This is a genomic window from Coraliomargarita algicola (assembly GCF_033878955.1).
Lineage (GTDB): Bacteria > Verrucomicrobiota > Verrucomicrobiia > Opitutales > Coraliomargaritaceae > Thalassobacterium > Thalassobacterium algicola.
On record NZ_CP138858.1, the window covers coordinates 782,561 to 796,051 of the forward strand.

Genomic DNA, 13,491 nt, shown 5'->3' on the forward strand with positions numbered 1-13,491 from the left:
CCAGTTCGGTGTCGATCAAGCGTCCCCCAAGGTCGCAACCTCCAACTGTCCGTACAAGCCTAACGCATAGGATAACGTCACACGGTAATCGCTACGCTGCAGGCCTTCGCCCCCTTTGTTGGATTGCGAACATCCGCCGAGAAAGCCCTGTGGAGTCAAATAGGTGCGAGCAGTCTCGCGGCAACGTAAGGCGCGCTCCAAATACTCTTCGGGTAAGAAGCCGTGCTTCGCAGCTAGAGCCATCGCAGCGGCCACCCCCACAGATCCAGAGGTATCGGCCGCGACTTCAGGTTCGTCAACAAAGCAAGCCCACATGCCATTCTCGAGTTGATATTGAGCCGCAAACTCAGCCAATGTGGTCAACTGTTGTTTCAAAATCTCCGAAGGCTTCGCCTGCAATTTTAACACCTGAACATGCCCGAGCATCTGCCAGCAGAGGCCACGCACCCAATTACGGTGCGTACGTCGCCCATCCGTATAATGGCGTAAATAAATACCCTCTTTTTGCACTAAACGGTTAAAAGTCTCAACCAACAGATTTTCTGCGATGGCCTCCCACTTTGGCTCATTGCGAAGTTGCGCGATCAAGACCATCGGATAAGCCACAGTATAGGCCCCTTCACTGGAAATCATCTCCTCATCCTGCACCTGACCATTTTTAGCAATCAATTGTCGCCAAAAATCCATAGCTAAATCCACCCAGGGATGCTGCGGGTCAATACGAGCGGCATGTGCGAAAGGTAGAGTCGTTTCAATAGTATCCAGCTCATTGGCCACCCGCATACTGCGTGGAGTCTCGTATTCAAGCACTCCGGATGAAAAGCCAAAATAGTCTAAATGTTGACGAATCGCAGCAGCAGCTCGCGAGTCCTCACCGAGATCCGCATAGGCCTGCAGGGCATCCAGCACGCAACCTTCCTTCCAGCTAAAAGTCTGTATCGAAGCCAATGAAGCTAGCGCATCCATAAAAGCATCCGCCGGTCCGGAGGCATCAATCAAGTGTGGCACATGCCACTCTAGACCGTCTCGTGCACTGGCATCGGGCGCAAATAACCATAAATATCCCTCGTTAGCTAATTTTAACTGAAGCGTAAGCGTACCGTCTTCTCCAAATGCCTCCTGCGGAATTGCAATTGCAATACGTTGATAGGGGTCGGAGCAAATGACCTCACACTCAGCTATAATCCGATCCTTGCTCTCATGATAAACTAAAATACGGTTCGAACCAGAGGTTGCCGGCTCGACGACAAAGACCAAAATCAACTCTACTGTGTCAATGGCAGCGGGTGCGGACTGCCATGTCAAACGCGTGAAGCCGTCATGCTCCAAAGCCATCAAAGGACGTTGCTTTGGGCCAGTGCGCCCTTGTAGCACTGAGACTGGAGTCGAATATTCTGAATCCGATGTAAAATATAGAGAGCGTTTAGTCATGATGTAGAAGTATATCGTGATTATTTAGAAGTTTCTGAAACCTGAGCCTTCAACCAGTCAGCGAGCAGGTCTGGCCAATGATGGACCGGTAGTGAACGCTGCTTTTGAAAGCCGAAGCCATGCCCACCCTGTTTAAATATATGCAATTCCGCTGGCACCTGGTTTGCTCGTAGAGCCAGATAAAAGCGAATGCTGTTTTCTGCTTTCACACCACGATCATCATCCGCATGCACAATAAATGTGGGCGGCGTTTCGGACGTCACTTGTAGTTCATTCGACATCAGTTCGACTAAGTCTGGCGAGGGCTCCTTACCCAGTAGATTGTTGCGCGAGCCTCGATGCGTAATGGCCGCATCCATACTGACTACCGGGTACAACATCACCAAGAAATCAGGGCGGCTCGACACCTGAACCACGGGATCCTCCGCGTCGGAATCGGCCGCGAGAAAGTGCGTCGCTGCCGTCGCAGCAAGATGCCCGCCCGCGGAAGAACCAAAGACCCCGATACGCTCGGGATCGAGTTGCCACTCTTCAGTTCGCGCACGTAAGGTCTGTATCGCGCGTTGCACATCTTGCATGGGTGCCGGATGCGGATAGCCTTTAGCGGGCAAACGATACTTCAAAACAGCAGCCGCATAGCCCTGCGCATTAAACCATTTCGCGATTGCATGGCCTTCATGATTCATGGCCAACCCACCGTAGCCTCCTCCGGGGCAAATCACAACCGCGCCACCATTAGAACTGCCCTCTTCGGGCAGACTGATAGTTAAGGTCGGAATATCTTGGGACTCAGTCCCCAGTGCGCCGGGTGCGCCCTCCGGCCAAAGCGGTAGTTCATGTGCGAGTAATAAAGCCGGCACAGATGAGAGGATGAGCAATAGAATCTTTAGCATAATTAGACAATTGTTGTTAACTTTTTAAGGTATAGGTTGAAGAATAAGGTGCTCACGAAATGCTCAAAACCTGGCGCTGTCCTATCCATGCGCGAATTTCTTGCACCACATTCTCCACAAAGAATAAAGCTCCATAGTAAATACGGTCATAGTCGAAATGATTGATCGCCTCAATAATCTCCGGCAACCACTTCTCAATGAGCGCATCGTCCTGAGACATCATAACAATCCAAGCGGCAGGAATCGCATGTAACAAGGTGCCCTTCTCTGCTTTAATCGCGGGTGAAGCCTCCGCCCATAATGCGAGCTCTCGCATCGCCACAACTTCAGCCTCGGCACTAGATGCCTGAGGCTCCCAACACTCCAACATACAACGCCAATCAGGTGTAAAAGTATACTCCTGCGATGTATCAAATGCCTGATAGCGCAACACACCGACTGCTGCCAGATTCCCCATACGCTGCAAGGCTTGCAGATACAGCGCTTTATGTGTCTGATTCTGCTCTAAGCGGTAGAGCAAACGCACGGCAAATTGAGCATGCGAAGAGAACCAAGATAAGCGACTATCCCATTCGATCGAAGTAAAACCTTCAGCAATCAACTGACGTCGCGTCTGCCCGCCCTCCTGCGGTGTATCCATACAATCAATATGTAACTGCTCACTGTCGTCTCCGTCTAGAAGTGCCAGAAGCTTAGTCACCAATGCAAGATGCACAGATGAAAGACACCCTTCCAACCCATCGAAATAGAGAAAGCTACCACGTTCGAAACCTGCCTGATCTCCGGGCAAAATCCAGCCATGATCACGAATCGCCTCTATATGTTTCTGAATACGCAAGCGACAGTCCTGACGTTCAGGTTCTGAAGGAATTTCAGACGATTGATATTCCCACAAAGCTAAAATCCACGGGATGCACTGATCATTGGAAGATGCCGGATAATGGCACTGTCCGTCCGCCCCCACTCCGCGTGCAATGACACCAGGCGTGCGACACACATCCTGAAGATGATATAAGCCAGCAACCAAACGCCGTATCTCGGCCCGCGTCGTATCGTTCGGTCGAGCATGGAAGCCTTGCAGCAAGCCCAAAAGATAGTCGCCAGTAAAAAATGCCCCATCTTCAATAGGCGACCACCATGCAAGCGCATTCGGCTTAAGCTCTGCGCATTCTTGGGGAGTCGGTAACATGACCTCACCATTCAGCCCAACATAGTCATAGAGAACCCCCTCTGCACTAATAAATCGCCGCCAAATATTATCATGCACATCAGCAGACACAGAATCTGCAATTCTAAGATACGACTCATACTCAATGTTCACTTGATGTGCCATGTCTGTTCCTTCGTGTGTGAATACTTTCGATCTTAAGAAATGCCTAGTCAGCTACGAATGCTAAGGAAAAACAGAAACTATTTCTTTAATGTGTCGATAAGGAATTGCTCCATCGATGCATAACGGGGGGCTTGGCTGCCCGCATGGACGAATTCATAGTCCATCCCTAACGCCTCTAACTTCTCAGAGAGAATGGCGCCGTAGTTCGCGCTGTGCGTCGCATCTTTGATAGCCTTCCCCTTCTCAGGTGTATTGCGGTAAAAAAGATACACAGGCGGATCGTCCGGAGTCAGTAACTCATAGGGCGAATACTCTGCGATCCAGTCCTTTACATTTTCACGATCAGCGAGAAAACTACGCATTTCGGAGGTCGGGTCGCTACGGTCCCAAATATAACCGAAGGCATGTCCACCGTAAATCCCATTAGGAATCCATTCAAGAATTTGCACAGGGTCCAGTGTCGTCTGTGCCCCTTCAACCGCCGCACACCAGACGCGAGTGGATTCGCGAAGCACAGAATCACTGGCATCAGGATCGGCCAAATCATCGTGAAATGCTAACCAGAGCGAGGTGCAAGCCCCAGCCGAGCCGCCAGTCAGGCCAATACGATTCTTATCAAGATTCCAAGCATTTGCTTGGCTGCGCACAAACTGCAAAGCACGAGCCGAGTCATAGTTGGGCACATCAACTGGAGGCTCTGGATAATCACCGCGCGGCTGAATCGGCCCAGTGCCGCGCTCACTGCCCGTGTCAATAATCGTCTGTGGGAGAAAACGGTAATTGATCGCAATATAGGAAATTCCAGCATCTAGATAAGGCTGAGGATTGGCGACTTTTGACTTATCCCCCCCAAGCCAGCCACCGCCATGAATGTGTAATACACAAGGGACGGGCTTCTCTGAATCCGCCAACCAAACATCCATTACATTACGCTCATCCGGGCCGTAAGGCACGTTGGCAAAGGTGGGTTGAGGACGCTTGGAAACGTCCAATTCATTGTCATCTGTAGTGCTCATAAAAACATCACCAGCCACATCCAATGGGGCCATAGCCAAAGACAAGTTGTGACCACCAGCCCCAGCTGCCACCTTAATCTCTATAATATTCTGGCCCGCTTTTAACGCGGTCGGCACATAGACAAAGCTCTTCGGATTGCCATGTCCGTAATCAATAACCGATATCAACTCCCCATTGAGCCAAACCTTCGCAAAATAATCAACTTGAACACCCAATAAGACCGATGCGCTTTCTTCACTCTCAACGACACCACGCACATAGGCAACCGTCGGCCGATCCAACTCAAAAAGCTCACGAAAGTCAAAAGACTGCCGCGGCACAAGATCCCCTTGCCATGCGACGGATTCCGTATCGAGCTCCGGCGCAAAGGAAACATCCAGCAGTGGAAGCGCATCCTTAGCCTCAGTCTCTAAAGTGTATGGCCCCGCCCACTTCCAGGCATCTAACGCCAGCGTTTTAAATTGCAGACGAGACAACATTTCGGGTCGTACCCCCCCTGCTCTGCCAAACTCCGATCAGCATGGCTCTCTCCAGCAAGCAGCAGGTAGCCCAGGTGAATCGGTCCATTCATCCGCGTTTCCGGATCCGATTCATTGGGCAGAACCACTGTCAATCGATGCTCCTGTGCGCTCAAATCCTGCGCAAGCGTTTTATAGAGATAACCTCCCCGCGTATTAGTAAAGATATGCGCGGGTGCGCCACCGTCCACATTCGCGTAAAAGGAGCCATAGGATGTATCCATCGCCGCATACAATCCCACGTGGGTGCCTCGAAAAGGAATAGTCAAGACTGCCCCCGGCGTATTGCTGTAGAGAACCCCATTGAAAAAACGATTCCACCATTTCGGCAACGAATTTTGAGTGCTCCAACCATCTACGTAGCTGTAACTTGTCAAGGGCACCATACGCCCATCCAACAACAATGATTTCGGGCTGAGCGGCTTCGGCAGATCATCTGAAAAAACCGCCTCCGGCTGATCCAAATAAGGCTCTAATGTATCAATTATCACCTCTGCGTACAATGTATTACCGGCCGCATTCGGGTGCACGTTATCTCCGAAAAATTGGCTCCAGTCCGCTCCCGTTTTTTCAAGTTCATGCTCCACCGCCTCTTGCAGATCGACCTCTAATAAGTGATAATGCCTGGCAACCTTACGGTGACGTTTCAAATTCACACCACCTTTAGCGGCCGCCTCCAAAACGATAATAGCCGGTGGATGCGGTAAACTTCTCAAGCGAACAATCAGGCTTTCCATATTGCGAATGGCATCCTCATCGCTCAATCCGGCGTCATTCACACAAAACTCCAGCACCACCAGATCAGGTTGATGCGCTATAACATCGCGTTCCAATCTAAAAACACCTAATTCGCTCCCAGTCGCACTCATCCCAGAGTTAACCACCGACACATCACTGGCAGGAAACTGCTGCTGCAGCCAAGGCCCAATCCATCCCTTGCCCGACTGTGTGATGGAGCCCCCCAAAGCCACATAACGTAGAGGAGCCCCGTCCTTCGCGCGTTGAAAGACCGCAGCCACATCCTCTCCAACAGCAAATGCCATCAGGTTTGAAAACAGAGCCACACTAGGCAGCATAAAAAACAGAATACGAGCAAAGGGAAGCATTCGACTGAAACGTTGGAGGTAATTACAGAGCAAGACTACGTCACGCTAGATCACTTTTACCAACAACCGCAACCCAAATTGATATACATTAATCAATCGTCAATAAAACTCATGGATGCCAGCCTCGCCCGCTCGTCGCTGCTGGATCAAACAGAATAGAATATGCCCCCAAACTCGCCTCCTCTATCATTCGGGCCTGGGGAATGACCTCAAGGTGCCCGTCCACAAAAACACAATAATGCTCACCAGCTATTCGAGTATACTTCTCAGCCTGAGTCGCGTCACCATAATTAATGTTACGAATCCGCATCCCCCCAGCATACTCATCTCCATACATAGCAGCTAAGCCCGAGGTTAATGCCAGCATTTTGGCAGGCAACTCAATCGTATTTATGTTACGATCATGCAAGCCCCAAGATCCAGATGAATAACCATTAATAGCAATGTTACGAGTTGGCCGCGCCTCGCCCACTTGCTTCAACGACAGATCCGTTGGGTCCCTAAAAACCGAAGCATAAATCCGCTCCGAATTAGACCAGCCATCCACATCTTCCCCTACGTAAGGCGCGACCACCTGCTGCCAACTCAGGGACGGGCTTCCAGGGACATCAGGATCGTAGCCATTTTTACTTGTTAATGGAAACTGATTATTATGATCCTGAACATAACTGATTAATCCGGTATGGACTTGGCGAAGATTGGATGCCAACTGAGCGCTACGAGCCGCATTCAACACTTTGCCAATGCCCGCATAAACCAAGGCAGCCAGAATTGCAATCACCGCAATGGATGCAAGCAACTCAATTAAAGTAAAGCCTCGACGAGAACAACTAGTGGGGACAGTCAGCATGTAATATGAGGTAATAATATGATATACGATGAACAACTAAGCGCCCCAACTATGGCAGCAACGATTCAAATCGCTCTGAGCGTTGCGCCAGAGTCGAGGCGCAATCCCCGTCAAGAAACTGAGCGGGCAATCGAACTTCTCCAGAAAAAGAATCTACAATATCAATCGACTCGGACGATCTAGGCAAATCCGCAGCGATATGACCAAAAGCGACGACCGACTCGAGCTTGTGTGCCTTCCCGCGCAGCAAAAAACCTGAACCGCGGTTATGATGACAGAGAACATTTGTATATTTCGTAACAGCATCATTGATATCCACAACTCCTGCCGATTGCGATCCATTGAAAGCAACCTCCGACTGATACACATGGACCTCACACTGCCCATGCGAACTAATCCCCTGATCGCCGTTAAAGAGCGCACGCACTCCTTCTAATTTAAAATTCGTACACCTATTATGAAAATTAAAGCCATCATTACCGGCAAAGGCTGTAGTCAAATTCCGAATAATGACATACTGCCCACCGGACGCATGAACAGCTGGTGATCTATCAGGCCCCGTGATGACAACGCGGGCGTTTTCAGGAGTGAGCCCCTCAGGAAAACGCACAATCATTTGACCAAGCTCATTATACTTCAATGAACCGCCATGCCAAGCAGGCTTCCCCCGCCCTTCCGGATGCTCCGCCCATACCGGAAGACCGTTCACAAACAATGGCGAAGTGACATAGTGGCGACTAAACTCGGGAATCTCCAAATTCAAACGATAAGCATCCCCCACGACCTCCCAAGGCCCCGAAGTGACGTCTCGTCCTAAATTGATAACAGCACCGTTTCCTTCAATAACAAGTGGAGTCACCTCAGTCCCCCCTTTGCGAATGACAACCTCTTCCCGATAAGTCATCCCTGCCTGCAAATGAATCGTGCCCCCGGGACCATCAACTTCCCGCATCGCGCGCTCGATCGTAGCAAACGGATACATCTTACTGCCGATAGCGCCATCATCACCAAGCGAAACATCTACATAGAAATCCGCAGAATTAGCCAGAGAATACACACTAGCCCAAGCTAGAAACAACATTAAGTGGGGTCGCAATTTCATATTAGACAGCTCAAGCGACATAACGCAGGAGATAAAAATTAAAGTAACAGCAAAAACTCTATAGTATTAATTTTATTGTCAACTCTTATTCTATTGTAATCCTATGATCGAAATGAAAAGCGCAAAAGATACTAAATATCGTCAGATCGCTGAGCAACTGATCCAAGAAATCCGCGATACGATGGGCCCAGGCGATAAGCTTCCGACTGAAGTGCAATTAGCCGAACGCTTTGGCGTACATTTCATGACCGTCCGAGGGGCGCTCAAACTCCTTCAAGAGGGCGGCGTGATCCAACGCCAACGGGCAATCGGGACGACCGTCCTCAATCCACTAGGCGGCAACTGGGTTGGAATCCTTTGCGAAATGAATGTCTTTTCCCCTCATAGCCACAGCCTCTTTCACCGAAGCGTGATCTATTACTTACGCAAATATCTGCGTGAACAAAAAATTCCGTCCCGAGTATCCATTGGCGAAACTGAACCGGGGTCCAAAGCCGAAAGCAACCTAACTTCGCTTGACTTCGTTGCAGACGTGGAAGCCAATCGCTTAGCAGGCGTCATTGCCCTATCCGTTAACCCCAATGAGGCTTGGCTACAAAAACTACACAAGCAGGGCATCCCAGTCATCGGTTCCAATCAAAGATTCCTTCACAATGTATCAACTGGAGGTGAAGCCGACACACAACGCGCAGTGCGAACCTTGTTAGACTACGGACGCACCCGAATTGCCTACATGGGATGGGTGGAATCAGCTAAGGCCGACGAGCTGCCACCGCACTTAGAAGAACTCAAACAGTGCTACCCAGAGAACCTACGTAAAGACTGGATCAAATACGACATTCACCCAGAAACCCCACTGGCAGGTGCTACCGAATTCCGAAAAATTTGGACATCATCGAAAGAAAAGCCAAACGGGTTAATCGTCAACGACGAGCACATGATGCCAGACCTTGAGCGCACCCTCAAAGAATTTGAAATTCGTGTCCCAGAAGACCTGCTAATTATACGCCATCGAACCCGCGGCAATACCACCCCCTGCAACTTACCTACAATCATAATGGAGACCGACCCACAACTCTATGCCTTCCGCATGGCGGATCTATTCATCCGACTCTACGCAGGTAAGAAACTCACAAGTGTCGATACCAACGTCAGTCGCACATTTATCGATGACGAGATCCGACGCCACCCTGCCGTAATGGCACCAGGATGGAACTCTGCCGACATGAGCCAGCACTCCACCTTTTAGACCTACGCAATCGCCACAAGAACCTAAAAAGCTCAAGCAAATGATTTAAAATTTTCTTCAAACTTGCATCGAAGGGGCAACCTTGACATTTACTCTAGATTAATAGGACTCAAAAGGACCATTCTATTATTCTTTATAACTTTTGCACAATGCCCATACAAACTCCAGTCCCATACGATGCACTGAAAGCAAGCCCTCAAGCTACCCCAAAAACACAATATTCGGATCGTGTTCTAGGCCAACAAGGTCTTTCTCTCAATTTTGGCAATAATCGCTTCGGATTCCAAAACTTCGGCATCGAACTGAGCTTCGAAGACAATACATGGCTACGCTGCGAGTGGGAAGTCATGGCAGCGGGCAACCGGGGCCTAGCCAAGCTCGACCACAACATCCAGCTCTCTCTATCACAAACTGAACTGGGCCCGAAGCAACACAGAATCGACCTACAAATCCTCAACAACGGCCATGAAACGAAGCGACTACGAGGCATTCGCTTCGGTCAACTTGGAGACCATGCAAACTTCCTCCAAGGCGGCGGGCATGCCCTTGGATGGGGCATGCGCTACGCGCATACTGGTAATCTACGCACCGAACGCTACCCCTTTTGTGCGGCCGACTACCCCTTCCTGCGTCAATTGCCACCTGAGGAACGCGTGCTAGGCGACACCGAAGACCAACCCTTCCCGGCACTCTTCCTCAGCAACGATATTTCCAAGGAAAGCCTAGTCTTTGCCTTCCTCTCGCAAGAACGCGCGGTCCCAGTTTTCAACTTCAAACGTAAGTATCATTTTACTACTGGAGTGTTCGATAAGTTCGAAATTCACTGGCACTTCCCACAGTCACAAGGCTATACGATCCCCGCCGGTGAAAGCTTCAGCCCCGAATCGCTTTATCTACAATTGAGCAAAAACGTCGAAGTCGACAAAGCCTTCGAAGATTACTTAAACTACCTGGAAACGCTTAAACCTAAGCAGGCACCACTCAGCCCGGTTTACAACTCCGCACTTCATTGCACCTGGAACTACGGAGTCTTTGAAGATCAACGCGAAGCGAGCTTAATAGATACCGCTCGCTTCATCGCTGAACAGCTCCCCGAGATCCAGTTTTTTCTAATCGACGACGGCTACCTACAACATGAAGAGAAATCGTCACGCGTACACCTCGATCGCTTCTACCCCACCCCCGAGGATGCAGTCCTGCTCCCCGAGAGCTGGCCACAAGGCATTCGCGGCTTTACCGACGAACTTCGCAACATGGGCCTACGCCCCGGTATCTGGTGGACACCTATGATCCAGTTGCCCTGCCGTCTACACGACGAGCACCCAGAATGGTTTCTACGTAAGCCTGACGGAGAACTCTTTCTAATCGGCAATAATCTCGCATACCTAGATTACTCAAACCCTGATGCACTCGCCTTCCTCGACCGCACACTCGCACATATACAAGGGCAATGGAATGTCGACGCGGTCAAAATCGACTTCTGGAGTCAAAATTTCGAAACCAACTTAGCCCAGCTGCAAAACCCCGAGTGCTCGGGAATCGACCTGCGGCGAAAGTTCTTTGAAATCGTACGCAAGGACCTGCCTGATGATGGCATCATTATGAGCTGTATCGCGATGGGAATGGGGAATCCTTTCCTCTCCGAATCCGTTGACACTTTCCGTTGCTCAATGGACATCCACGATGGCTACTGGGAAGATCAGATCAACAATAGCAACTGGATGCTGCCCACTCTAAGTTTCGGTGGTCGGCGCACGGGATGCCTACTAAACACAGACAGCATCGGCTTTAACCCGGAACTCCCGACTAACGAGACAAACTTTCGGCTCACATGGAGCTATATTACCATGGGCTTAATTGAAACTGGAGGCCGTCTCGAAAAACTGGATACGGAACAACTTAGCGCACTCAAAAAGCTACTAAAACGCTGCGATCGAGGATACCCCGTCCGCTGCCCCGACCTACGCACTTACACTGGCGACCACATCCGGAATCACTCTATGTCGATTTCCCAAGAGACAGCCCAACTGGACAAAAGGGAATCCGACAATCGATCGCCTTTTTCAACTGGCACGAACACCCACGCGCTGTCTCCATCGACCGCCGCTCAATCGGCCAAAGCGCTCAAGTAGTCGCCAAAGACTTTTGGAGCAATGAATCCACAGTATGGATCAACGACTTCATAACAATCATATTAGAGCCGCACTGCGCCCGCCTGTTCGACATTTACGAGGATGTTTAAGTATTTCGAAGGGACGACGGTACCAGCTTCTGCATGATAAACCAAGCTTAGAGTATATAGCTTCATATCGGTATTTAATGCTGTTCGTTGCTATGCCATGGATATCCCCCGTGATCCAGAACAAAACTAAAAAGGCTCCAGTCGCTGATCACAACTGGAGCCTTCCGTATTTAGAGCCTTAAACTAAAGATGAATCGCTTACTCACGAGACTTCAAACGGCGGCCACCAATCACAACCCACAAAGCTGCCATTCCCATAAAGATGGAAGCCAAACGAGCTTCAGGAATCGCTGTGATCTGGAGCAAGACATCCTTATTCCCCTCATCTACGAAAATATTGTATACCCATCCGTCAGGGCCGGAACCCAAGACAAGTCCATTGTCTGTTAAATTACCAGAATAGCTGACAATCGTGTAATCACCGATCGCATCCAAGCCGAGATCATTAAGATTTAAAATACCATCCAGAATCAAATCACCACCAACGTTGATCAAATCGACAGCGCCGCCCACACCAATATCAAAGGCAAGTATCGAATCACTCGCCAAAGTTAATCCGCGGCCACCATTAATCGTCAAAGTGCCAACTTCGCCAATCAAGCCAGGATTCAGCACACCGCCTCCGCTTGTGCCAGAAGTAAAGACCACATCACGTCCAATACTGCCAGTGCCGCCCAATACAGCCGCATCCGTGACAATTACATCTGGAGAGGATTGCGCAGTAAATGATCCGTTCACCAAAAGCGTACCTTCATTCACATAGGTATGCCCCGTATGTCCAATCGATGCACCCGACAAGACCAATACACCAGTGCCCTCTTTAATGATTTGGTTACCACCAGTCGTGCTACCACCAAACTCAAGCTGCAGTCCCGCATCGACCTCAAAACTGGCACTACGATTAAGCTGCAATGTTCCAGTAAATGTGAGATCGTGATCACCTGTTAAATTGAAAAGCGAGACATTAGAGTTCTCCCAACCGCCGTTCGTGGTGAAATTGTTACTATAGGAACGATCCGAATCAACAGCCTCAAGTTTCACGACGGAACCACCCTCGTTACTGTGATTAATATATAGCGCCCCGGTTCCCAACGCATCATCATGAGCCAACCTCAGCGTGATATCACCCGCAAAACCAGTATTAATATGAGTCTCCACATCGACTGAACTAGCACCAGCAAGTGTCAGCGTAGAGTTAGCGGTTCTCCAGTTAAATGAGGATATATCCGTTAATGAGCCGATAGTTACATTCACCCCCGCATCACCAACAAGCTTACTCGCCGTCCGAAGCGTGAAGGTGGGATCAGAGGAATTCCCCTTAATGCCTCCAGCAAAATCAAAAGTTCCATACGAATTTACATCAAAATTAATATGCTCATTGTTCGCCCCACCAGAAACATCAAAGACCACAGCATTATTAAATGTCACATCTACAGGATTATAAACGCTAAAGGGACGCGTGCCACTTGCTGCTGGAGCCCCCGTCACCGTCAGGTCGGAACCATTGAATGTCCATGCCCCAGAACCACTGAACTCAACAGATGTTATACTTGTAGGGCTGCCGAGATCCACGACCTCAGTCGAGGTTAAATCAAACAAAGCTTCGCCAGTCGGCACAGTGTCGCCCGACCAATTAGCGCCTTCGCTCCAGTCATCAGACGTGGAACCATCCCAAGTTGCATCCTGAGCGCACACAAAGGTCAGGGGAGTTAGAGTGACGAACAGCGGGTAGAGTAGGTATTTTTTCATA

10 protein-coding genes are annotated in these 13,491 nt (G+C 49.8%); 2 read left to right on the forward strand and 8 right to left on the reverse strand.

What is annotated here, in order from left to right:
* Nucleotides 1-15: 15 nt before the first annotated feature.
* The 7 genes from SH580_RS03080 to SH580_RS03110 form a co-directional block, all read right to left on the reverse strand.
* Nucleotides 16-1,431, reverse strand: a complete 1,416-nt coding sequence (locus SH580_RS03080; RefSeq protein WP_319833543.1) for a glycoside hydrolase family 88 protein — start codon at nucleotides 1,429-1,431, stop codon at nucleotides 16-18.
* Between the two features lie 20 nt (nucleotides 1,432-1,451).
* Nucleotides 1,452-2,324, reverse strand: coding sequence for an alpha/beta hydrolase (locus tag SH580_RS03085; RefSeq protein WP_319833544.1), 873 nt, complete (start codon nucleotides 2,322-2,324; stop codon nucleotides 1,452-1,454).
* Nucleotides 2,325-2,376: 52 nt separating this feature from the next.
* The gene (locus SH580_RS03090; RefSeq protein ID WP_319833545.1) at nucleotides 2,377-3,657 is read right to left on the reverse strand and encodes a hypothetical protein; all 1,281 of its coding nucleotides are present in this window, start codon (nucleotides 3,655-3,657) and stop codon (nucleotides 2,377-2,379) included.
* A 77-nt stretch (nucleotides 3,658-3,734) separates the two neighbouring features.
* Entirely contained in the window at nucleotides 3,735-5,153 is a 1,419-nt protein-coding gene (locus SH580_RS03095; protein ID WP_319833546.1) for an alpha/beta hydrolase, read from the reverse strand.
* Entirely contained in the window at nucleotides 5,117-6,298 is a 1,182-nt protein-coding gene (locus SH580_RS03100; RefSeq protein WP_319833547.1) for an SGNH/GDSL hydrolase family protein, read from the reverse strand. The genes SH580_RS03095 and SH580_RS03100 overlap by 37 nt, the downstream gene beginning before the upstream one ends.
* A gap of 109 nt (nucleotides 6,299-6,407) precedes the next feature.
* Complete coding sequence (locus SH580_RS03105) at nucleotides 6,408-7,148, reverse strand: type II secretion system protein (RefSeq protein WP_319833548.1); 741 nt, start codon at nucleotides 7,146-7,148, stop codon at nucleotides 6,408-6,410.
* A 49-nt stretch (nucleotides 7,149-7,197) separates the two neighbouring features.
* On the reverse strand, nucleotides 7,198-8,250 hold the full coding sequence (locus SH580_RS03110) for a hypothetical protein (RefSeq protein WP_319833549.1): 1,053 nt from the start codon (nucleotides 8,248-8,250) through the stop codon (nucleotides 7,198-7,200).
* A gap of 112 nt (nucleotides 8,251-8,362) precedes the next feature.
* Here SH580_RS03110 and SH580_RS03115 point away from each other — a divergent pair, with 112 nt between their 5' ends.
* Together SH580_RS03115 and SH580_RS03120 are read left to right on the forward strand one after the other, a co-directional pair.
* Entirely contained in the window at nucleotides 8,363-9,499 is a 1,137-nt protein-coding gene (locus SH580_RS03115) for a GntR family transcriptional regulator (protein ID WP_319833550.1), read from the forward strand.
* Between the two features lie 149 nt (nucleotides 9,500-9,648).
* On the forward strand, nucleotides 9,649-11,631 hold the full coding sequence (locus tag SH580_RS03120) for an alpha-galactosidase (RefSeq protein WP_319833551.1): 1,983 nt from the start codon (nucleotides 9,649-9,651) through the stop codon (nucleotides 11,629-11,631).
* A 308-nt stretch (nucleotides 11,632-11,939) separates the two neighbouring features.
* On the opposite strand, the gene SH580_RS03125 is transcribed toward SH580_RS03120, so the two are convergent.
* The gene (locus SH580_RS03125) at nucleotides 11,940-13,490 is read right to left on the reverse strand and encodes an autotransporter outer membrane beta-barrel domain-containing protein (RefSeq protein WP_319833552.1); all 1,551 of its coding nucleotides are present in this window, start codon (nucleotides 13,488-13,490) and stop codon (nucleotides 11,940-11,942) included.
* Nucleotide 13,491 lies beyond the last annotated feature (1 nt).